General features: G+C 67.7%; 16 protein-coding genes. 8 read left to right on the top strand and 8 right to left on the bottom strand.

The window, feature by feature from the left end; translation table 11 throughout:
* The first annotated feature begins 39 nt into the window (after positions 1-39).
* The 4 genes from AC3WUM_RS00240 (at position 40) to AC3WUM_RS00225 (ending at position 7,100) form a co-directional block, all read left to right on the top strand.
* Positions 40-2,958 (top strand): serine/threonine-protein kinase, encoded by a 2,919-nt coding sequence (locus tag AC3WUM_RS00240; protein WP_492408050.1) that lies wholly within the window; start codon positions 40-42, stop codon positions 2,956-2,958.
* A 130-nt stretch (positions 2,959-3,088) separates the two neighbouring features.
* Positions 3,089-3,670: a hypothetical protein gene (locus tag AC3WUM_RS00235; RefSeq protein ID WP_492408049.1), complete on the top strand. Its 582-nt coding sequence runs from the start codon at positions 3,089-3,091 to the stop codon at positions 3,668-3,670.
* Positions 3,667-4,278 carry a hypothetical protein gene (locus AC3WUM_RS00230; RefSeq protein WP_492408048.1) on the top strand — a complete coding sequence of 204 codons (612 nt, stop codon included), beginning with the start codon at positions 3,667-3,669 and terminating at the stop codon, positions 4,276-4,278. Before AC3WUM_RS00235 ends, AC3WUM_RS00230 begins: the two co-directional genes overlap by 4 nt.
* 83 nt (positions 4,279-4,361) lie before the next feature.
* Entirely contained in the window at positions 4,362-7,100 is a 2,739-nt protein-coding gene (locus AC3WUM_RS00225; RefSeq protein ID WP_492408046.1) for a Calx-beta domain-containing protein, read from the top strand.
* Between the two features lie 15 nt (positions 7,101-7,115).
* Here AC3WUM_RS00225 and AC3WUM_RS00220 read toward each other — a convergent pair whose 3' ends face one another.
* Positions 7,116-7,673 (bottom strand): ECF-type sigma factor, encoded by a 558-nt coding sequence (locus AC3WUM_RS00220; RefSeq protein WP_492408045.1) that lies wholly within the window; start codon positions 7,671-7,673, stop codon positions 7,116-7,118.
* A gap of 157 nt (positions 7,674-7,830) precedes the next feature.
* Here AC3WUM_RS00220 and AC3WUM_RS00215 point away from each other — a divergent pair, with 157 nt between their 5' ends.
* A complete protein-coding gene (locus AC3WUM_RS00215; protein WP_492408043.1) occupies positions 7,831-9,576 on the top strand; it encodes an ATP-dependent DNA ligase in 1,746 nt (581 codons plus the stop codon).
* A gap of 28 nt (positions 9,577-9,604) precedes the next feature.
* On the opposite strand, the gene rarD is transcribed toward AC3WUM_RS00215, so the two are convergent.
* A complete protein-coding gene (gene rarD, locus AC3WUM_RS00210; RefSeq protein WP_492408042.1) occupies positions 9,605-10,576 on the bottom strand; it encodes an EamA family transporter RarD in 972 nt (323 codons plus the stop codon).
* 227 nt (positions 10,577-10,803) lie between these two features.
* Here rarD and csrA point away from each other — a divergent pair, with 227 nt between their 5' ends.
* Both csrA and AC3WUM_RS00200 read left to right on the top strand, forming a co-directional pair.
* Positions 10,804-11,031, top strand: a complete 228-nt coding sequence (gene csrA, locus AC3WUM_RS00205) for a carbon storage regulator CsrA (protein ID WP_492408040.1) — start codon at positions 10,804-10,806, stop codon at positions 11,029-11,031.
* Positions 11,032-11,266: 235 nt separating this feature from the next.
* A complete protein-coding gene (locus AC3WUM_RS00200; protein WP_492408039.1) occupies positions 11,267-12,799 on the top strand; it encodes a flavin-containing monooxygenase in 1,533 nt (510 codons plus the stop codon).
* A 60-nt stretch (positions 12,800-12,859) separates the two neighbouring features.
* Here AC3WUM_RS00200 and AC3WUM_RS00195 read toward each other — a convergent pair whose 3' ends face one another.
* From AC3WUM_RS00195 to AC3WUM_RS00185, 3 genes are all read right to left on the bottom strand, one after another.
* Positions 12,860-13,273, bottom strand: a complete 414-nt coding sequence (locus AC3WUM_RS00195) for a hypothetical protein (protein WP_492408037.1) — start codon at positions 13,271-13,273, stop codon at positions 12,860-12,862.
* Positions 13,274-13,530: 257 nt separating this feature from the next.
* Positions 13,531-14,967: a M20/M25/M40 family metallo-hydrolase gene (locus AC3WUM_RS00190; RefSeq protein ID WP_492408036.1), complete on the bottom strand. Its 1,437-nt coding sequence runs from the start codon at positions 14,965-14,967 to the stop codon at positions 13,531-13,533.
* Between the two features lie 119 nt (positions 14,968-15,086).
* Entirely contained in the window at positions 15,087-16,019 is a 933-nt protein-coding gene (locus AC3WUM_RS00185) for an extracellular catalytic domain type 1 short-chain-length polyhydroxyalkanoate depolymerase (RefSeq protein WP_492408035.1), read from the bottom strand.
* A gap of 97 nt (positions 16,020-16,116) precedes the next feature.
* Here AC3WUM_RS00185 and AC3WUM_RS00180 point away from each other — a divergent pair, with 97 nt between their 5' ends.
* Positions 16,117-16,533 carry an HIT family protein gene (locus tag AC3WUM_RS00180; protein WP_492408034.1) on the top strand — a complete coding sequence of 139 codons (417 nt, stop codon included), beginning with the start codon at positions 16,117-16,119 and terminating at the stop codon, positions 16,531-16,533.
* Positions 16,534-16,558: 25 nt separating this feature from the next.
* Here the strand turns inward: AC3WUM_RS00180 and AC3WUM_RS00175 are convergent, their stop codons facing one another.
* The 3 genes from AC3WUM_RS00175 to AC3WUM_RS00165 all read right to left on the bottom strand — a co-directional run bounded on the left by AC3WUM_RS00175 (position 16,559) and on the right by AC3WUM_RS00165 (position 20,891).
* Positions 16,559-16,966 (bottom strand): VOC family protein, encoded by a 408-nt coding sequence (locus AC3WUM_RS00175; protein ID WP_492408033.1) that lies wholly within the window; start codon positions 16,964-16,966, stop codon positions 16,559-16,561.
* Positions 16,967-17,098: 132 nt separating this feature from the next.
* The gene (locus AC3WUM_RS00170) at positions 17,099-17,374 is read right to left on the bottom strand and encodes a hypothetical protein (protein ID WP_492408032.1); all 276 of its coding nucleotides are present in this window, start codon (positions 17,372-17,374) and stop codon (positions 17,099-17,101) included.
* A 58-nt stretch (positions 17,375-17,432) separates the two neighbouring features.
* A complete protein-coding gene (locus AC3WUM_RS00165) occupies positions 17,433-20,891 on the bottom strand; it encodes a pyruvate carboxylase (protein WP_492408926.1) in 3,459 nt (1,152 codons plus the stop codon).
* Between the last annotated feature and the right edge of the window lie 146 nt (positions 20,892-21,037).

Here is a 21,037-nt window from a genome sequence, read left to right as displayed (position 1 = left end):
CTTCGGGCAGGAATCGGGGTTCTAGTCGGGGACGAACGCATGGACGCGGCACGCTGGGCACGGCTCGAGGCTTTGTTCGATGAGGCGATCGAGCTCGGCGCCGACGAGCGCGTGCGCTATCTCGCCGAGCTGAGCACGACCCAGCCCGAGCTACACGCCGAACTGCTTCGCCTGCTCGCGGCGGCCGATGCGCCGAGTGCGCGCTTCGATGCGCCGGCCGTCGATGCGCTGCGTCCTGCCCTCACGCGAGCGGTGCGCGACGCCGCCGGACAGCAGATCGGCGCCTGGAAGCTCGTCGAGCGCATCGGCAGCGGCGGCTCGGGCGAGGTGTACCGGGCCGAGCGCGCCGACGGACGCTATGCGCAGACCGTCGCGGTCAAGCTGCTGCGGCGCGAGGCGATCGACACCTTGCCGCGCTTCGAGGCCGAGCAGCGCATCCTCGCGCGGCTCGAGCATCCGGGCATCGCGCGGCTCTACGACGCCGGCGTGGCCGACGACGGCCGGCCGTACACGGTCATGGAATGGGTCGAGGGCACCGACCTGACGCGCTGGTGCCTCGAACACGAGGCCGATCTGCCGACGCGGCTCGCGCTGTTTTTGCAGATCTGCACCGCAGTCAGCTGGGCGCACCGGCATTTGCTCGTGCACCGTGATCTGAAACCCGCGAACCTGCGCGTGACGCCGGATGGCCAGGTGAAGCTGCTCGATTTCGGCATCGCCAAGCAGCTCGACGACGACAGCACGCAAACCCTCAACGCGCCGCTGACGCTGGCCTATGCCGCGCCCGAGCAATTGCGCGGTGAAGCGGCGACGACGGCCACCGATGTCTACGCGCTCGGCGTGATCCTGTTCGAACTGCTGACCGGTCGCGTGCCGTGGGCCGGCGACGGCGCCTCGCTCGCGGCCGCGGCTCGGCGCCTGCTCGATGCGCCGCTGCCGCTGCCGAGCCGCGCGTCCCACGCCGAAACGAGCCCGGTGCCGCGCGCGCAATTGCGCGGAGACCTCGACGCCATCGTCGCGCGTGCCTTGCGTGCCGAGCCCGATGCTCGCTACGCCGACGCGCGCGCGCTCGCCGACGACGTGCGCCGCCATCTCGATCACGAGCCGGTGCTCGCGCGTTCGGGCTCGCGCAGCTACGTGCTGCGCCGCTCTCTGCGTCGGCACTGGCTGGCCTGGTCGGCCGCGGCGACGATCTTCGTGACGATGGCCGCGGCGATCGGCGGCATCGGCTGGCAGGCGCGCAAGGCGCGGCTCGAAGCCCGGCGCGCCGCGGCCGTGCAGGACTTCATGGTCGATCTGTTCCGCACCAACAGCAGCCGCCAGGCCGATCCGGTGAAGGCGCGCCAGACCACCGCGCGCGAGCTGCTCGACATCGGCGCCCGGCGCATCGAAAGCGGGCTGCTCGATGCGCCCGAGAACAAGCTCGCACTGCTGCGCCTGTTCGGCGGCCTGTACGGCGAATTCGCGCTGTCGTCCGAGCAGCTGCCGGTGCGCAAGCAGGCGGTCGAACTGAGTCGCCGGCTCTTTGGCGCCGACTCGGCCGAACTCGCGGGCGACCTCGTCGCGCTGGCCCGCGTGGTCGACGATCACGACGAGGCCGAGCGGCTCATCGCACAGGCCGGCGCGATTCTCGATCGCCGCCGCGACGAGCACTCTTTCGTGCGCGGCCAGCAGCGGCTCGCGAGCGCGATCAACAACGAATCGAACGACCCGGAAGGGGCGCAGGAAAACGCGCTGCAGGCGGTCGCGATTTTGCAGCGCTTCGCGGATTCCGCCGAGCTCGCCGAGGCGCACTACATCGTCGGCATCACCCGCTGCAGCCAGGGCGACTACGCCGGCGCGATCGAGCCGCTCCAGCAGGCGATCGCGGTGTCGATCAGTGCGCTCGGCGCGCCCAACCCCAAGCTCTCGCTGTACTACGAGCAGCTCGGCAACGCGCAGGGCTTCACGCTGCGCTATGCCGAGGCCGAAGCGTCGATCGCCCAGGCGATCGAGCAGGCGCACGAGAACAAGGCCGAATACGACTACGACCGCGTGCGTGCGCAGACCACGATGGCGGTGGTGCTGTTCAACGAAGACCAGCCCCGGCGCAGCCTCGAATTCGCCACGCTCGCCAAGGCCGAGGCGCCGCCCGCGAGCGAAGGCGCCGACGCCGCGCTGCTGCGCGCCTACGTCTTCGATACTGCGAGCCGCAGTGCGCTGGCGGCCGGCGAATTCGACGGCGCGCTGGCCGATGCGCAGGTCGCCGTACAGCTCGCGCGCATACACGACCCCGAGGGCGTGGTGCTCGTCAGCGCGCTGCAGCGCAAGGGCGCGGCGCTCGAGGAGCTCGGACGCATCGGCGAAGCCGCGACGACGGCGCAGGAGGCCTTCGACGTGCTCGCTCGCCTGCGCCCGGAACCGAGCCGGCTGACGACCTGGCTGCAGATCGGCCTGGCGCTCGATCAGGGCCGGCTCGAGCAGGCACGCGCACTGTTCGCCACCTTGCCGCCCGGCGGCGCCGATACCCGCACGGTCACGCCGAAGGCGCAGTCGCGCAATCTGTTCGCCGCGCGCATCAATCTCGCCGCGGGCGACTACGCGAACGCGATCACGCTCGCAGCCGCCGCGGTCGAGCAATCGCGCGCGAGCCGGCAGGCGCCATACCTGCGCCTGGAGATCGCCGACGCCGAGCTCGTCGAAGCGCTCGCGCGCCTGCGCAGCGGCGACGCCGCCGGCGCTCAAGCCCTGCTCGGCGGGGTGCTCGCGACGCGCGCCGAGCTCTACCTGCCGCAGCACCCGAAGATCGCCGAAGCCCAGCTCGCGCTGGCCGAATCCGCGCTCGCACTCGGCCGGCGCGACGAGGCGGCCGGGCTGATCGCGCAGGCCGCCGCGATCGAGCGGCAGCACAGCTCGCTGTCGCTGCGCTATCGCGAGCCGCTCGCGCGGCTGCGCCACCGGCTGGAGCGGCGCGACTAGCCCGGACCGAGCCGCACCGCTCCGCCGTCGTTCGCTGCGATGTCCGCTTTCCGCGAAGCCCTGCGTATGGGCTTGTCAGGTAGACGAGACGCAGGACACGGGCGGAATGCCGGCCACGGGAGCGGCCAGCATGGGACATCGCAGCAAAGAAGCCGATGCGATCGCAGGCGCCATGCTGTGCGCCGCCGGCCTGCTGGCCGGCTCGGCTTGGGCTCAGGACAGTGGAAGCGATTCCGCCCCGACGATCGGCGAGGTGCTGCCGATCCTGTTCGCCGCGCTCATGGCGGTCGCCGGCTTCGTCTTCGGCCTGCTGAAACTGCTGACGGCCCTGCTCGCACCGCTGACGCGGACCGCCGAGGCCTTCTTCGCCGCCGTCGCGGCGCGTGACTTTCAGGCCGCACAGGGACTGCTTTCGGACGAGTTCCACGCGCTCTACGACGCCGACGCACTGATGCGGCTGACCACGGGACTGGGCATCGGCCAGGTGCGCGGCCGCCAGTGGATCAACCGCATCCGCCGGGGCCGCTGCGGCTACCTGCTCGCACGCCTGGACACGGTCCCGAGCGCGGCGCTGCCGAGCGGCCAGACTACGCTGTGGATTCTGCTCATCAAGCGACGCGGCGCCTGGAAGCTCCATGCGCTGCGGCGCTCGCCTTCCGGCCTGCTCGGCTACGTCACGCCCGCTTTTCGTCCCCAGGAACCACTGCCATGAAAACCCTGCCTCCCGCGATCAAGATCGCCCTCTCCGTCATCGCCGGACTGGTCGCGGCCAAGCTGTTCGGCATCCTCAACGCCAGCCTCGACGCCGCCAACGGCCAGCCGCACGAGGCCGGCTGGTCGATCGGCCTGGGGCTGCCGTTCTTCTGGCTGGCGATGTACCTGCTCGGCGGTTTCTCGCAGATCAGAAAGAGGGGCACGGCCGATGCCGGCACCAAGCAGGCTGCGCTGTCGCTCAAGCCGCCTTCGGGACGCGCCGTCGTCATCGTCTACCGCGAAGGCTGGATCGGGCAGACCAACCCCATCGACGTCACGGTCGACGGCGACCCGCTCGGGCAGCTCAGCTTCAGCCACTTCACGGCGATGGACCTGGCGCCGGGCGAGCACCGGGTCATGGCCGGCATCGCCAGGAACGGCCGCTGGATCGGCCAGCCGCAGCAGGCGGATTTCCGGATCGCCGCGGGCCAGACCCTCGCGTTTCGCGTCGCCCTGGGCTTTCGCGGGGTGACGCTGGCGCCCGCCGCCGACGCGGAAGCCACGGTCCGCAAGCTCGCCGGCCGCAGGATGGTTTCGGCCTCGGCCCCGAGTACGGCGGCGGCATAGGACGGCGTCAGAAACCGCGATGTCCGCCTTTGCCACTCCCCTGCGTCATTGAGCAGTACGGATGACCATCAGGGACAGGGAGCATGAGCAAGCAGCAGAGGTTCGAGGGCGCTTTTGCCGCGCGAGCGGCGCGGCGCATGCCGGGAGTTCTGATCGCGATCGCCGCGCTGTTGCCGCTGGCATCGTCGCAGGCGGCGACGTTCACGGTGACGACGACGGCCGACAGCGAGCCGGGTTCGCTGCGGCAGGCGATCGTCGATGCCAACGCGACCAGCGTGGGCAGCGACGGTAACCACACCATCGCCTTCGATATCGCCGGCACCGGCGTGCAGACGATCCGCCCCGCCACGCCGCTGCCGAAGATCACCGCGGCGACGGTCATCGACGGCTACACGCAGCCGGGCAGCAGCAGGAACACGCTCGCGAGCGGCAGCAACGCGGTGCTGCTGATCGAGCTCGACGGCAGCCTCGCCGGCGCGAATGCGGATGGCATCGCGATCGGCCAGAACGACTGCTGCGGCTACACGCCGCCGCTGACGATCCGCGGCCTGGTCATCAATCGCTTCAGCGGCCGCGGCCTCGTCGCGACCGGACGCAGCGGCTGCGATCCGGCTCTGGTCGGCTGTCGCGCCCAGCTGACGGTGGTCGGCTCGCGCATCGGCACCGATGCGAACGGCACGGCGGCCGCCGGCAATGGCATCGGCATCGACATCGGGCTCAATGCGGTCGGCTATATCGGCGGCGAGATTCCGGGCGTGCAGGCGCCCAGCCGGCCGCCGGTCGGTGATCGCAACCTGATCTCGGGCAACCTCGGCGCCGGCGTGCGCATCGATGCGCCAACCGCGAATCCGGGCTCCGCCTACAACTGCTACGCGCAGATCTACGGCGGCGACATCGGCACCGACGCCAGCGGCACGCAGCCGCTCGGCAACGGCGGTAACGGCGTCGAAGTCGGTGAGTTCGGCGCCGTGCGGCTGCTTTATTCGCGCGTGTCCGCGAGCGGCGCCAACGGCATCGACATCACGCGCAGCGCAGCGCTGCCGAATCAGTTTTCGCTCACCAGCGTGGTCGACCAGACCACCGTCGGCGGAGCGCAGGCCAGCCTCGGCAACCAGGGGCACGGCCTGCATTTCTCCGGATCGACGGGCGCCTCGGTCAACGCGACGATCCAGCACAACGGCGGCGCCGGCATTCGCGTCGAAAGCCCGGCACGGGTCGATTTTTCGGGCGGAATCATCAGCGACAACGGCGGCCTGCCGATCGACCTCAATGCCGAAGGTTCGGACGCCAACGATGCGCTCGATGCCGACGGCGGCGCCAACGAGGGTGTCAACTGGCCGGTGCTCACCTCGGCCACCACCGGCAGCAACGGCAGCGTGCGCGGCAGCCTCGACTCGCTGCCGAACACGCGCTTCGAGATCGCCCTGTACCAGACCGACCGCTGCGACGCAAACGGCGGCCAGTTGCAGTTCCGCCAGTCCAACAAGTCGAGCACCTCGGTGATGACGGACGCCAACGGCCATGCCGACATCGACGTGACCTTCGGCAGCGGCTTCGATATCAGCACCTATCCCTACCTGACCGCGCTGACGCGCTTCATCTCCAAACCGACGCCGTTTCAGGACGCGATCGTGGTCTCGGAGGTGTCGCGCTCCTGCGTCGCGATCACCGGCGGCGGCGGCGCGCCGAGCCCGGGCAGCGTGCAGCTCGAACAGGCGAGCTATTCGGTCAGCGAAAGCGGCGGCAGCGTCGAGGTCGTCGTCACGCGAACCGGCGGGTCTTCCGGTGCCGCGAGCGTGAACCTGGCCACCGCCGATCAGACCGCGCTGGCCGGCAGCGACTACACGGCGGTGTCGACGACGCTGAACTTCGCCGATGGCGACGCCGAACCCAAGCGCTTGGCGATCGCGATCAGCAACGACTCGACGGTCGAAGGCGACGAAAACTTCACGGTCTCGCTGGGCAACGCCAGCGGGGTCGCGCTCGGCACGCCGGCCAGCGCGACGGTGACGATCACCGACGACGACACCGCCACCCCGCCACCGACCGAGCCGCCGCCTTCCAATCCGCCGACGCCGGTCGACGGCGGGCTGAAAGCCGGTGCCGGAGCGCTGCAACCAGGCGTCATGCTGCTGCTCGGCCTGCTCGCACTGCTGCGCAGCATGCGCCGCAGCCTGCAGCTGCTGGCCTTCGCGCTGGCCGGCAGCGTGCTGCCCGCGCAGGCCGGCGAGTTCAAGCCGGTCGATGAACCGCTCTACCTGCCCGGTCTTTATCTCGGCACCCAGCTCGGCGTCGGCCACTATGGCCTGCCGCGCGCGAGTTTCGAGCGCGAACTCCGTGACGCCGGCCATGACATCGAAGCCTCGTTCGACCGCAGCACTTTTTCGGGTTCGGTCTACGCCGGCCTGCCGGTCTATCCGGGCCTGGCGATCGAAGCGGGCTGGCAGGAATTCGGCGAGTACGAAGGCGAGCTGAGCGGCAGCACCCTTGACGTCCCGCGTCTGGTCGATGCCGCAGCCGAATCGCTGCGGCCCGCCGGCCGCGGCGTTTCGCTCGGTCTCAACAACCGAACCGCGCTCGGCGACTGGCGTTTCAATTTGCGGCTGGCCGGCGTCGCCTACCGATCGACGCAAAAGATCCGCATCGGCGAGCTGAGCGCCGAGAACAAGGACAGCGGTTTCGGCCTCGGCGGCGGAATCGGCATCGGCTATCAGCTCGGTTCGCGACTGACTTTTTCGCTGACCGCGGATTCGTACTCGCTCGGTGGCAGCACCGCGATCACGCGACTCGGGGCGCAGATCGAGTGCCGCATCGGCCGTTGAGCGCGACCGAAAGCCTCACTCGCCGAGCGCCTGCTGCAACCAGGCCCGCGCCTTGACCCAGTCGCGGCGCACGGTGCGTGCGGTCAGGCCGAGCGCGAGCGCGGTTTCCTCGTCGTTGTAGCCCGCGTAGAAGCGGCATTCGACGACCTGCGCGAGCCTCGGGCTCAGTTCGGCGAGGCGCTGCAAGGCCTCGCCGACCTCGAGCAGCAGGCGCTCGCCGGCGTCTTCGTCGGCGACCTCGTTGGCCGCTTCGAGCGGCAGCGCGGCGCGGCCGTGGTTGCGCTTCTCGGCCTGGCGTTCGCGCGCGTAGGAGATCAGCGCATGGCGGATCGCGATCGCGGCCGAGCGCAAAAAATGCCCTTCGCTCGCGAACTCGGGTTGGTGCCGCAGCTTGAGAAAAGCCTCGTTGACGAGCGCGGTGGTCTGCAGGGTTTCGGCGCCGCCGTCCCAGCGCCGCCGCTCGCGGCGCGCCATCGCCCGCACCTGCGGGTAGAACAGCGGCAGCAGATCGCGGGCGCGGCGGCGCTCGGGTTCGGTGGCGATCAGATCGTCGAGGGCGTCGTCGTTCGGCATCGGCGGGAATTCGGGGCGAAAGCCTGCTGCACTGCGGCAGCAGACGCAGGAGTTATCACAGCGGGCGATCGTCCATCAACGACCGCGAGCTTGCGCCTGCGGTTCAAGCGCGTTGGCGATACTCGGCGCACCACCGCTATGCAGGACCGCCCACGGCATGGAGCGCTTCGCCCGTCTGTACGCCGAGCTCGATGCGACGACCTCGACCTCCGCCAAGGTCGCGGCGATGCGGCGCTATTTCGAATCGGCGCCGCCTGCGGACGCGGCCTGGGGCCTGTTCTTCCTGCAGGGCGGACGGCTCAAGCGGCTCATTGCCCCGACCCGGCTGCGCGACTGGATCACCGAGCTCACGCAGCTCTCGCCGATGCTCGTCGAGGAAAGCTACGCGCATGTGGGTGATCTGGCCGAGACGGTGGCGCTGCTGATCGATACGCAGTTTGGAGGCATGCACACGTCGTCGCTTGCCCCCTCTCCCGCTGGCGGGAGAGGGGGGTCCGAAGGACCGGGAGAGGGTCCGGTCGAAAACGAGACATCGCTCGCAGAACCAACAGCCCCTCTCTCCCCGCCTGCGGCGGGACTCTCTCCCGCCGGCGGGAGAGAGGACAAGCCAACAGCGCCCGCTCTGCACGAATGTGTAGAACTGCTCCAAAACCTCGCAAATGAAGATGAATTAACACAGCGCGAAACCGTCTTCGCCTGGTGGCGGCGCCTGCCGTTCGCCCAGTGCTTCCTATTCACCAAGCTGCTGACCGGCTCACTGCGCGTCGGTGTTTCCTCGGGCCTCGCCGCGCGCGCGCTCGCGGCGCATGCGGGGCTCGAGACGGCCGTCGTGCAGCATCGTCTGATGGGCGACTGGCAGCCGAGCGCGGCGTCCTACGCGAGCCTGCTGCAGGCCGGACGCGCCGAAGCCCTGCCTTCGCAGCCCTATCCGTTCTGCCTCGCGCACCCGGTCGACGAGGCCGCGCCCGAGGCGATCGGCGAACTGGCCGGCTATCTCGCCGAGTGGAAATGGGACGGCATCCGCGGCCAGTTGATCCGCCGCGCCGGCCAGACCTGGCTGTGGTCGCGCGGCGAAGACCTGCTCAACGGCCGCTTTCCCGAAATCGAGGCGATGGCCGAGCGCCTGCCCGACGGCAGCGTACTCGACGGCGAGCTGCTGGCCTGGAAGGACGGCGCGGTGATGCCGTTTTCGGCGCTGCAGACACGCATCGGGCGCAAGAATCCGGGCAAGAAGAGCCTCGCCGACGCTCCGGTGATCTTCCTGCCCTACGACCTGCTCGAATGGCGCGGCGAAGACTGGCGCGAGCGCCCGCTGGCCGAGCGCCGGGCCCGGCTCGAAACCGTCTGCACCGAGTTCGGCCTGCTGGTTTCGCCGCGCGTCGACGCGCGCGATTGGGATGACCTGAAGCAGCAGCGCGAGCAGGCCCGCGAGCGCGGCGTCGAGGGGCTCATGCTCAAGCGGCTCGATTCGGCCTATACGCCGGGCCGCAAGACCGGGCTCTGGTGGAAATGGAAGCTAGGCGCGCTGACGGTCGACTGCGTGCTGATCTACGCCCAGGCCGGCCACGGCCGACGCAGCAATCTCTACAGCGACTACACGCTCGCGGTCTGGGACGACGATGCGCTCGTGCCGGTCGCCAAGGCCTATTCGGGGCTCACCGACGAGGAGCTCGCGAGCATGGACCGCTGGATCCGCTCGCATACGCTCGAGAAGTTCGGACCGGTGCGCAGCGTCGAGCCCGTGCAGGTGTTCGAGATCGCGTTCGAGAACATCCAGGAAAGCCGGCGCCACAAGGCCGGCGTGGCACTGCGTTTTCCGCGCATCGCGCGCTGGCGCCGTGACAAGCCGGCCCGCGAGGCCGATACGCTGGCCTCGCTCAAGCAGCTGATCGCGACGCGCTGAAGGCTCGCGATCCGGCGCCCGCTCGCGCTCAGGTCGCCTCGGCAGCCTGGACGCTGGCCGCCGGCTTCGGCGCGCGCCCGCGCACGAAGCCGTCGATCGCGTAAATCACCAGCGCCGCCCAGATGCAGGCGAAACCGACCAGTTGCACGTGCGTGAACGGCTCTCCGAACAGGAGCACCGCCGTGATGAGCTGCAAGCTCGGAGCGGCGTACTGCATCAGGCCGACCGTGCTGAGCGGAATGCGCTGCACGCCATAAGCGAACAGCACCAGCGGCACCGCGGTCACCAGCCCGCTGAGCACGAGCAGGATGTCCATGACCAGCCCCTGATGCCCGAACGCATTCTGGCCGCGCCAGACTTCGAAGCCGACCCAACCCAGCGCGAACGGCAGGATCAGCAGCGTCTCGATCGCCAGCCCCGTCACCGAATCGACACCGGTCACGGTCTTGCGCACGAAGCCGTAGAGCCCGAACGAAATCGCCAGCGCGAGCGCGGCCCACGGCGGATGACCGAGTTGCACGGTCAGCCAGAGCACGCCGACGCCCGCGACGGCAACCGCAAGCCACTGCCAGCGATTGAGCTTCTCAGACAACAGGAACACGCCGAGCATCACCGACACCAGCGGATTGATGAAGTAGCCGAGGCTCGCCTCGACGACGTGGCCATCGGCGACCGCCCACACGTAGACCGCCCAATTGACGCTGATCAGGCCGGCCGTCACGAGCAGCTTCGACAGGGCCTTCGGCTGCCGGATCACGCGCCCCACAGCCGCGAACTGCCCGCGCAGGCCGAGCCAGGCGAACACGAACACGCAGGCCCAGATGATGCGATGCCCCATGACCTGGAACATCGGCACGCTGGCCAGCAGCTTCAGGTAGAGAGGCAGCAGGCCCCAGGTCAGAAACGACAGGCCGGTCGCCAGCAAGCCGCGCCGGTCCAGTCCTGGATTCACCGCCGGGCCCGCCGCCGGTGCGGAGCCCCTGCTGCCACTGCCGCTCATGTCGCCCCCACGGACCCACCGGTCCGCTGGATGTCTCGGAAAAAGGGCGCGCATTCTGCGCCCGAGTGCCAGGCTTAGGAAGTGGCCTTCGCAACAGTCTGAAACAGCCTACATCCCTGAACAGCCGTTAAGCTGACATACTGCTTACTCGGTCGGCTTCGGCTCGGGGACAGCCGAAGCGGCTCGCTCAGGACGAGCCGCGCGTACGACAAGTAGCGGGGAAAGCAATGTTGATACTGACAAGGCGGGTCGGGGAAAGCATTCTGATCGGCCAAGACATCGAAGTCGCGGTTTTGGGGTTGAAAGGAAATCAGGTTCGTATCGGCATCCGGGCGCCCACGGGCGTGCCGGTGCATCGTGAAGAGCTGCTCACGCGCGGCAAGTCCGGCGAAAGCCAGCAGGGCGGGCAAGCGGTTGGCCAGTCCCAGGACGGCAAGGATCGTCGCAGCGCTTGAGCGCTGCCGATTTGGGTGGGACGAGGCGGCGCGCATTGCCCAGCTGCCTCGGTCGTATCGCGCATTCGTCGGCGGGGCCCAGCGCCCGCCCCACTGGTGTCGGCTCTTTCCGCAGAGGCTGCTCCGCCCAAAGACGCGGGCGCTGAAATCTTGACATTCATCGATGTCATTCTTAACTTGACATCGATTGTTGTCAGTTTAGGCGTCCGGCCGGGGCCGGAGGAGAGCGCAGCGCATGGGCATCAACCAGAACCTCGCCGCCGGTCTGTCCGGCGGTGGCGGCAGCATCAAACCGGATCATGAGGTCGTCGTCGTCGGCACCGGCTTCGGCGGCCTGTGCATGGCGATCAAGCTGCGCGAGGACGGTGTTCGCGACTTCGTGCTGATCGAACGCGGCGACAGCGTCGGCGGCACTTGGCGCGACAACCGCTATCCGGGCGCGGCCTGCGACGTGCCGAGCCATCTGTATTCGTTCTCCTTCGCGCCCAAGAGCGACTGGTCGCGCATCTATCCGACCCAGCCCGAGCTTTACGCCTACCTGCGCTCGGTCGCCGAAAAATACGAACTGCTGCCCTCGATCCGCTTCAACACGACTTTCATCGGCGCGGATTACGACGAGGTGCGGCAGATCTGGTCGGTGCGCCTCAAATCCGCACTCGGCCTGCAGACCCTCACCGCGCGCGCGCTGGTGCTCGCCAACGGCGGGCTCGCCGAGCCCAAGCTGCCGGAGATTCCGGGCGTCGAGCGCTTCAAGGGCAAGACGTTCCATTCCTCGGGTTGGGATCACGGCTACGACCTCGCCGGCAAGCGTGTCGCGGTGATCGGCACCGGCGCCTCGGCGATCCAGTTCGTGCCCGAGATCGCGGCCAAGGTCGCGCGCCTGGACGTTTATCAGCGCTCGCCGAACTGGATCATTCCGCGTCCGGACCGGCCGTATTCCGAGGGCGAGAAACGGCGCTTCAAGAGCTGGCCGCTGTGGCGCAAGCTCTATCGGCAGATGATCTACTGGGGCCATGAGGCGCGCGTGTTCGGCCTGGTGCTGCAACCGGCCTTCATGAAGCTGTTCCAGAAGATCGCCGAGCGCCACATCGCCAGGCAGGTGAAGAATCCGGTGCTCAAGGCCAAGGTCACGCCCGATTACCTGATCGGCTGCCGGCGCATCCTGATCTCCAACGACTGGTATCCGGCGATCGGCCGCAGCAACGTCGATCTCGTGACGACGCCGATCCGCGAGATTCGCGAAAACGCGGTCGTCACCGCCGACGGCACGGTGCGCGAAGTCGATTGCCTGATCTTCGGCACCGGCTTCTACGCCACCGAGAATCCGATCGGCCAAGTCGTGCGCGGCCGCGCCGGCCGCAGCCTCGCGCAGGACTGGGTCAACGGCGAGGAAGCCTTCCTCGGCACGCTCGTCAAGAACTTCCCGAACCTGTTCATGATCGTCGGTCCGAACACCGGCGTCGGCCACACCTCGATGGTCTACATCATCGAAAGCCAGGTCGCGCTGATTCGCCGGCTTATCGGCAAGCTGCTGTCCGGTGGCCCGCAATCGCTCGAAATCCGCGCCGACGTGCATGACGAATTCAATCGCAAGCTGCAGCAACGGCTCGCTACCTCGACCTGGTCGACTGGCTGCAACAGCTGGTACAAGCACAAGAGCGGCAAGATCACCGCGCTGTGGCCGGGCTTCACGTTCGACTTTCGCCGGCAGCTGCAAAAGGTCAGCGACGCGGATTGCGTGATCATGAAGCATCGCTCCACGGTCTGATAATGCGCATGAAAAGGCCTGCTCGAAGCAGGCCTTTTCATGCGCATTCGGGTGTGCGAATTAGCGTCCGCCACCCGAACTGTCGCTGCCTCCGGTGCCATCGGTTCCCTGGTCGCCGCCGCCCTGGTTGAGACGACCCTGCTGCCGACGGGCCTCATCTTCGTTGACGATGTTGAACTTGGTCTTATCCGGTCCCGAACCGCGATTTTCCGAATTGAACGCCAGGCCATAGACCTGCCGCGGCTGCTGCATGGCTTGAGGCTGGGCCTGGGAACCTTGAGGCGCGCGCTGCATCCGCATGCGCTGCTCCCGCTCATCCTGCTCCTTGTCGATGACACGGACCTGCGGCGTGGGTGCATTCTGCACCGGTTGAGGGCCGCGGTATCCGGAGCCGCTCGGGTCGGCCAGCACGGGAGCCGCGAATGCCGCGACAACGATCACGGTGGAACCGCACAGCAGTTGGATCTTCTTCATGACGACACTCCTTGTCGCGTGAAGCCTCGAGGGCTTCGCATAGGTATCGCTTCATCGAGCGATGAAGCGGGAGTCCCTGGTGCCGATTTGAGTATGAGATTGCAGCGGGCGCTGATGACGCTTCCTTGCGTCGATGCCTGCGTCCTTGCAGACCGAATCAGCCAGGTTCCAATTTACTCAGGCACCAGAAACCGGGCCTGAACTCCAGAGCCGGATTCCGTGGCGATCGATTCAGTGCCGATTCGGGCGCAGCGACATCACGGTGCGGGGACGCGCTCGAGCGGTTCGCTCATTTCGGCCAGCGCATACGCGAGCACGGCGAGCACCGCGGTCTGCCGCCGCAGCGCCTGCGGGTCGACCTTGTCGAGCGTGTCGGCCGCGGTGTGGTGCAGATCGAAGTAGTGACGGCCATCGACGATCGGAGCGAAGCCTGGAACGCCGAGCGCCTGCAGCGGCGCGATGTCGGCACCGGCGCTACCCGCGCGCGTCTCCATCACGCCCGCGCCGATCGTCCGCAGCACGCGGCCGACGGCGTCGAGACGCTTGAGCTGCGGCGCGCTGATCGAAGCCGAGAACCCAAGCGGGCCGGCGAGCCCGAAGTCGCTTTCGATCGCGGCGATCTGCGTTTCGATGCGCGGCTTCACCTCGGCCTGATACGCGGCTCCACCGCGTCCGCCGTTCTCCTCGTTCATCCAGGCCACCATGCGCACGCTGCGACGCGGACGGATGCCGAGCGATTGCAGCACCTGCACCGCGCCCATCGACGAAGCGACCCCGATGCCGTCGTCCATCGCACCCGTGCCGAGATCCCAGGAGTCGAGATGGCCCGACACGATCACGACCTCGTCGGGCCGCTCGCGGCCGCGCAGATCGGCGAGCACGTTGTGGCTGTCGGCGTCGGGCAGGGTCTTGGGCGTCAGCAGCAGGCGCAGCTTCACCGGGCCTTGCGCGGACAGGCGTTCGATGAGCATCGCATCCTCGGCGGCGAGCGCCGCAGCCGGAATCTTCGGGCCATCGACATCCCAGCTCGTGTTGCCCGCGTGCGGCAAGCGGTAGTTGGCGCCGCCGATCGAGCGCACGAGCGCCGCCGCGGCGCCGAGCTTCGCGGCCTTTGCAGGGCCGGTGAACCGCGCCTCGCCGGCCTGCGTATACGCCGCGCTGGCCTGGCCGTTGTCGGCGAGGTTCTGATCGAACGGCATGTTGATCAGCACGATCCTGCCGGGCACTTCGGCCGCGCGGGCTTCGAGTTCGGCGAGGCTGCGGACGAACAGCACGGGAGCGACGATGCCCTTGGCCGGCGTCGCCACCGAGGCGCCGAGCGTGGTCAGGTGCAGCGGCTGCGTAATGCCTTCGGGTCGGCCGGCGTAATCGACGAGCTCGGCCTGCTCGGCTCCACGCACCCAGTGCGGGACCTTGACGGGCTGAAGGCGCACGTCGAGCCCGGCATTCTTCATCGCCTGCGCTACCTGCGCGACCGCGGCCTCGGCGCCCCTGGAACCCGACAGCCGCGGGCCGATCTTGTCTGACAGGTCGGCCAGCCGCTGCCAGGCGTAATCGCTGCTCAATGCCGCATCGCGAATGCGTTCGAGCGTGGCGGTGTCGAGCTCGGCCTGCGCGCTCGCGCTAGCAACGAACAGGCCGAAAGCGGCGGCGAACGACCGGAGGATGCTGCTGGACTGAAGCTGGAAGTGCATGAGCTCGCTGGCATTGAAGCAAGCGACCAGTGTCGGCCGGCAGCGCGGACCATCCAAGCCGGGAAAGCACTCAGCGAGCCTGCGTCTCGGCAGGGCGGGTCTGGACCCGCCTGCACGCGCTATTTCGGATGCGCGGCGAAGAATTTCCAGATCACGTCGGTGGCGTCGAAGCTCGCACTCGGCGTGTCCCCGCGCCGGCTGCCGGCCTGCCCGCCCGGCCAGGCGTGGCCATTGTCCTTGACCAGATACAGGCCGACGTCGCGACCCGAAGGGCAGCGATATTCCCACCGCAAGGCGGTGCCGACGTCGGTTTGCGCGGAGACCTCGGCGCAGCCATCCACCCTGCCCCAGAACGCCGCCTGGTCGAGCGCGGGCCGCGTCCGGATGTCGTCGTCCCAGGCGCGCGCTCCGCGCCCGCCGGGCTCGCCGCCCGCGGGCGGAACGTTCTGGTCGAGCGCGCCGTTGATCATCAGCGCCGACACCGGCGCGATCGCCTGCGGCTCGTCGCCGAACACGGTGGCGACCACCGGCGCGATCGCGGCGATGCGGTCGCCGAGGGCGATGCCGAGCCGGTGCGTCATCATGCCGCCGTTGGACATGCCGGTGACGTAGATGCGTCGCGCATCGACCGGATAGCGGGCCGACAGCGCATCGATCAGCGCACGAATGAAGCCGACGTCGTCGACGTTCTTCTTGAGCGCGTATCCGCAGCAGTGCCCGGCGTTCCAGGTGTGCAGCTTGCCCATGCGGCTCGTGCCTTCGGGATAGGCGACGATGAAGCCCTGCTCGCGCGCCTTGGCGGTGAAGCCGGTCATTTGCTCGGCATTGCGCGCATCGCCACCGCCGCCGTGCAGCACGAGCACGAGCGGCGTCGGGCCCGGCATCGTCTGCGGAGCACGCACGAGATAGTGGCGCTCGAGACCGTCGTGCATCAGCGTCTGCAGATCGCGATCAGCCGCGCCCGCATCGAGGCTCAGCGCGAGCACGCCGGCGATGGCGGCGCTGCGAATGCATCGCCCGATGATTTCCATGCCGCGGATTGGCGCGACCATCCCGGTCTCCTGTCCTGGTTTACCCGGAAGGTAACGCCCGACGCGTCGCTTGGTTGACAATGCCGGCCTCGAAGAACGAACCGCCGACAGGAGCCCCATGAGCTACGACCCGCAAAATCCCTTCGCCAAGATCCTGCGCGGCGAACTGCCCTGCTTCAAGCTCTACGAGGACGACAAGACGCTGGCCTTCATGGACATCATGCCGCAGTCCGACGGCCACGCCCTGATCATCCCGAAGGAGCCTGCCGTGACGCTGCTCGACCTGTCCGAGGAAAGCGCGGTGGCGGTGGCCAAGCTCACGCGCCGCGTCGCGATCGCGGCGCAGAAGGCGCTCGGTTGCGCCGGCATCCAGGTCATGCAGCTCAATGGCCCGATCGCCGGCCAGACCGTGCCGCACATCCACTTCCACGTCATCCCGCGCTACGAGCGTGCCGAGCTTACGCTGCACGCGGCCAAGCTCGGCGACATGGAGAAGATCAAGGCGCTCGGCGAGAAGATCGCGGCGGCGCTGTGAGCTGAGCGGGCGCTCGACACCGGAGCTATTCGGCCGGAAACCCGGCCGGGTCCATCCACATCGCGCCCCAGATATGACCATCGGGGTCGGCCATGTCGCGGCCGTACATGGAGCCGTGGTCCTGCACCGGGTTGATGTCGGCCGTGCCGCCGTTCGCGCCTGCGGCCTGGTTCATGGCGTCGACCGCTGCGCGGCTTTCGCAGGTCACGTTGAACGCCACTTCGCTCGAGGTCGACGGCGGAATCGGGCGGGTCGTGAACGTGCGCCACTTCGCGTGCGTCAGCAGCATGAGGCTGATGGTCTCGCTCCAGACCATGCAGGCGGCCGTGTCGTCGGTGAACTGCGGGTTGCTGGTGAAACCGATCGCCTTGTAGAAAGCGACCGACTTGTCGAGGTCGGCGACGGGCAGGCTGATGAAAATCGTCTTGGTCATGCGGGCGACTCCGTTGGTTCGGGCGTGACACGGATCTGGTCACTCATGACCGTCGAACGGGCCCACGCGATATCGACAACAGCGGAGATTTTTCTTCAAGCGCCGAATCGCGCGCGACGACGGCGCCACGGCTCAAGGATTGCACTTGAGCCCTTCACCCGAAATCAGCACGCCCTTGTCGTTCTCGCTCTGATTGCGGATGTAGAGCGCATCGCCCTTGTAGTGCTTCACCTTGGCGAACGCCGCCTGCAGCGCGGCTTCGCTGCTGCTGCCGCGCACGTCGATGAAGTGCATGAAGCGGCACTGCGCTTTCTGCTCGGCGGTGACGACGAGCACGGAATCGGCGGCGAGCAGATCGCCGGAGACGAGCATGGCGGTGATGAGGAACAGCTTGCTTGGAGTCTTCATGCCGCTGGCGATGCAATAACAGCGCCGCCCGCGTTCAGGCGGCGGCGCTGCCGGCAACTCAGCCGAGTTCGATCAGCAAGTCCTTGGCCGAGACGCTCTGGCCGGTGCTCGCGACCACGCGCTTGATCGTGGCGTCGAAGTCGGCGCGAATCTGCGTCTCCATCTTCATCGCCTCGATCGAGACGAGCGGATCGCCCTTGGCCACCTTCTGCCCGGCCTTGACCGCGATCGTCACGACCATGCCCGGCATCGGCGCGCCGACGTGCTTCGGGTTGCCGTCTTCGGCCTTCGGCAGCGCTGCCTTGGCTTTCGAATCGAGCTTGGGCAGACGTGTCATGCGCGGCTGGCCGTTGAGTTCGAAGAACAGCTTGTCCTCGCCTTCCTCGAGGTTTTCGGTGCTGCCCTGCAGGCGAATCAGCAGCGTCTTGCCAGGCTCGAGATCGACCGAGACTTCCTGCTGCTCCTTCATGCCGTAGAAGAACACCGGTGTCGGCAGCTGGCTCACGTCGCCGTAAGTCTTCAGGTGCGCGGCGTAATCCTTGAAGACCTTCGGATACATCAGGTACGAAGCGAGTTCGGTGTCGCTGGCCTTGTGGCCGATGGCCTTCTCGAGTTCATGGCGCGTGGCTTCGAGATCGACCGGCGGAATGTTGAGGCCCGGCCGTCCGACCAGCGCAGGTTCGCCGCGCAGGATCTTCTTCTGCAAGTCGGGCGGGAAGCCGTCCGACGGATAGCCGAGCTCGCCCTTCATGAGCGAGATCACCGATTCCGGGAACGCGATGTCGCGCGCCGGATCGGCGACTTCCTCGGGCGTCAGATCGTTGGCGACCATGTACAACGCCATGTCGCCGACGACCTTGCTGGTCGGCGTGACCTTGACGATGTCGCCGAAGAGTTGATTCACGTCCGCATAGGCCTGGCTGACTTCGGGCCAGCGATGCTCGAGGCCCATCGCACGCGCCTGTTCGCGCAGATTGGTGTACTGGCCGCCCGGCATCTCGTGGCGATAGACGTCGGCCGTGCCGCTGCGGATGTCGGCTTCGAACGGCGCGTAGAACTTGCGCACGCCCTCCCAGTAGAACGACAGCGCCTTCATCTTTTCGAGATCGACGCCGCCCGCCAGGTTCGGATCGCGCTCGCTGCCTTGCAGCGCGGCGGTGATCGCACCGAGGTTCGGCTGCGAGGTGAGGCCCGACATCGCATCGAGCGCGCCGTCGACCGCATCGACGCCCGCTTCGATCGCGGCGAGCACGCTCGCCGCCGCGATGCCGCTCGTATCGTGCGTGTGGAAGTGCAGCGGCAGGCCGACTTCGTTCTTGAGCGCCTTGACGAGTTCACGCGCCGCACGCGGCCTGCAGACGCCGGCCATGTCCTTGATGCCGATGATGTGCGCGCCGGCCTTTTCGAGTTCCTTGGCCATCTTCACGTAATAGGCCAGGTCGTACTTGGGCCGCGCACTGTCGAAGATGTCGCCGGTGTAGCAGATCGTGCCTTCGCAGAGCGCGCCGGTCTCGATCACCGCGTCCATCGCCACGCGCATGTTCTCGACCCAGTTGAGCGAGTCGAACACGCGGAACACGTCGATGCCGTTCGCCGCCGCCTGCTGCACGAAGAACTTCACGACGTTGTCGGAATAGTTGGTGTAACCAACCGCGTTGCTCGCGCGCAGCAGCATCTGGAACAGCACGTTCGGCACCGCCGCGCGCAGCTGATGCAGGCGTGCCCACGGGCTTTCCTTCAAAAAGCGCATCGCCACGTCGAAGGTCGCGCCGCCCCAGCATTCGAGCGAGAACAGCCCCGGCAACATGCGCGCGTAATACGGCGCGATCGTGGTCATGTCGGTCGTGCGCATGCGCGTCGCGAACAGGCTCTGGTGCGCATCGCGCATCGTGGTATCGGTCAGCAGCACCTGCGGCTGCGCCTTCATCCACTCGCTGAAACCTTTCGCACCGAGTTGCTTGAGCTTGTCGCGCGTACCGGCCGGAATCGGCGCGAACAGGTCGGCGCTCGGCAGGATCGCGGGCGCGAGTTCGCCGGTCGGGGCGACGCGGCCCTTCATTTCAGGGTTGCCGCGCAGCGTGGTCTCCGACAAAAAGCGCAGCAGCTTGGTCGCACGGTCACGGCGCTTCTTGAAGTTGAACAGCTCGGGCGTGTTGTCGATGAACTTGGTGATCACGTCGCCCGAGATGAAGTCGGGATGGTTGATCACGTTCTCGAGGAACTGCAGGTTCGTCGACAGGCCGCGAATGCGGAACTCGCGCAGGCCGCGATCCATGCGGTGGATCGCCTCCTCGGCGGTCGGCGCCCAGGCCGTCACCTTCACGAGCAGCGAGTCGTAATACGGCGTGATGATGGCGCCCGCGTACGCGGTGCCGCCATCGAGGCGCAGGCCGAAGCCGGCCGCGCTGCGATACACCGAGAGCCGGCCGTAGTCCGGCGTGAAGTTGTTCTCGGGATCTTCGGTCGTCACGCGGCATTGCAGCGCGTGGCCATTGAGCTTGATCTCGTTCTGCACCGGCACGCCGGCGTCCTTGCCGATCGTCGCGCCCTGGCAGACGCGAATCTGCGCCTTGACGATGTCGATGCCGGTGACCTGCTCGGTCACCGTGTGCTCGACCTGGATGCGCGGGTTCACTTCGATGAAGTAGAACTGCCCGCTGTCCGCATCCATGAGGAACTCGACGGTTCCCGCATGCGTGTAGTTGACCGCGCGCCCGAGCTTGAGCGCCGATTCGCAGAGCGAAGCGCGCGTGGCCTCGTCGAGATACGGCGCCGGTGCGCGCTCGACGACTTTCTGGTTGCGGCGCTGCACCGAGCAATCGCGCTCGAACAGGTGCACGAGGTTGCCGTGACGATCACCGAGTATCTGCACTTCGACGTGGCGCGCACGCCGCACGAGCTTTTCGAGATAGACCTCGTCGTTGCCGAAGGCCGCGGCGGCTTCGCGGCGCGCGATCTCGATGTTCGATGGCAAGTCCGCTTCGCTCTCGATCACGCGCATGCCGCGCCCGCCGCCGCCCCAGCTCGCCTTGAGCATGAGCGGATAGCCGACCGCGGCCGCGAGCTTTTTGCTCGCTTCGATATCGTGCGGCAGCGGCGCGGTCGCCGGCATCACCGGAACGCCGGCCGCGACCGCGGCGTTGCGCGCCGCGACCTTGTTGCCGAGCGTGCGCATCACTTCGGGCGTGGGACCGATGAACAGGATGCCGTTGGCCGCGCAGGCTTCGGCGAACTCCGGGTTTTCGGACAGAAAGCCGTAGCCCGGATGGATCGCATCGACCTTGGCCTGCTTGGCGACGCGGATGATGTCGTCGATATCGAGGTAGGCCGCGATCGGCTTCTTGCCGGCGCCGACGCGATAGCTTTCATCGGCCTTGAAGCGATGCAGCGCGAAGCGATCCTCGTTGGCGTAAATCGCCACCGTCTTGATCCCCATCTCGTTCGCCGCGCGCATGACACGGATCGCGATTTCGGATCGGTTGGCAACGAGAATCTTGCGAATGCTGGCCACGTGAATCTCCCCGAAGCGGCCGCCCGAAAGCGGCGTGTTGAACAGGCGTAGAAATGTCGGGCTGGCTGCGAGCCGCCGCCCGATCGAAAAAGCGTATTTCTACGTATTGTCCGACAAATGAGGTTCGCTGCGAAACGGTCAGGTCGAAAAAA

The organism is Hydrocarboniphaga sp. FW305-C-57, assembly GCF_058783045.1.
This window is presented reverse-complemented; position numbering and strand designations above follow the sequence as displayed.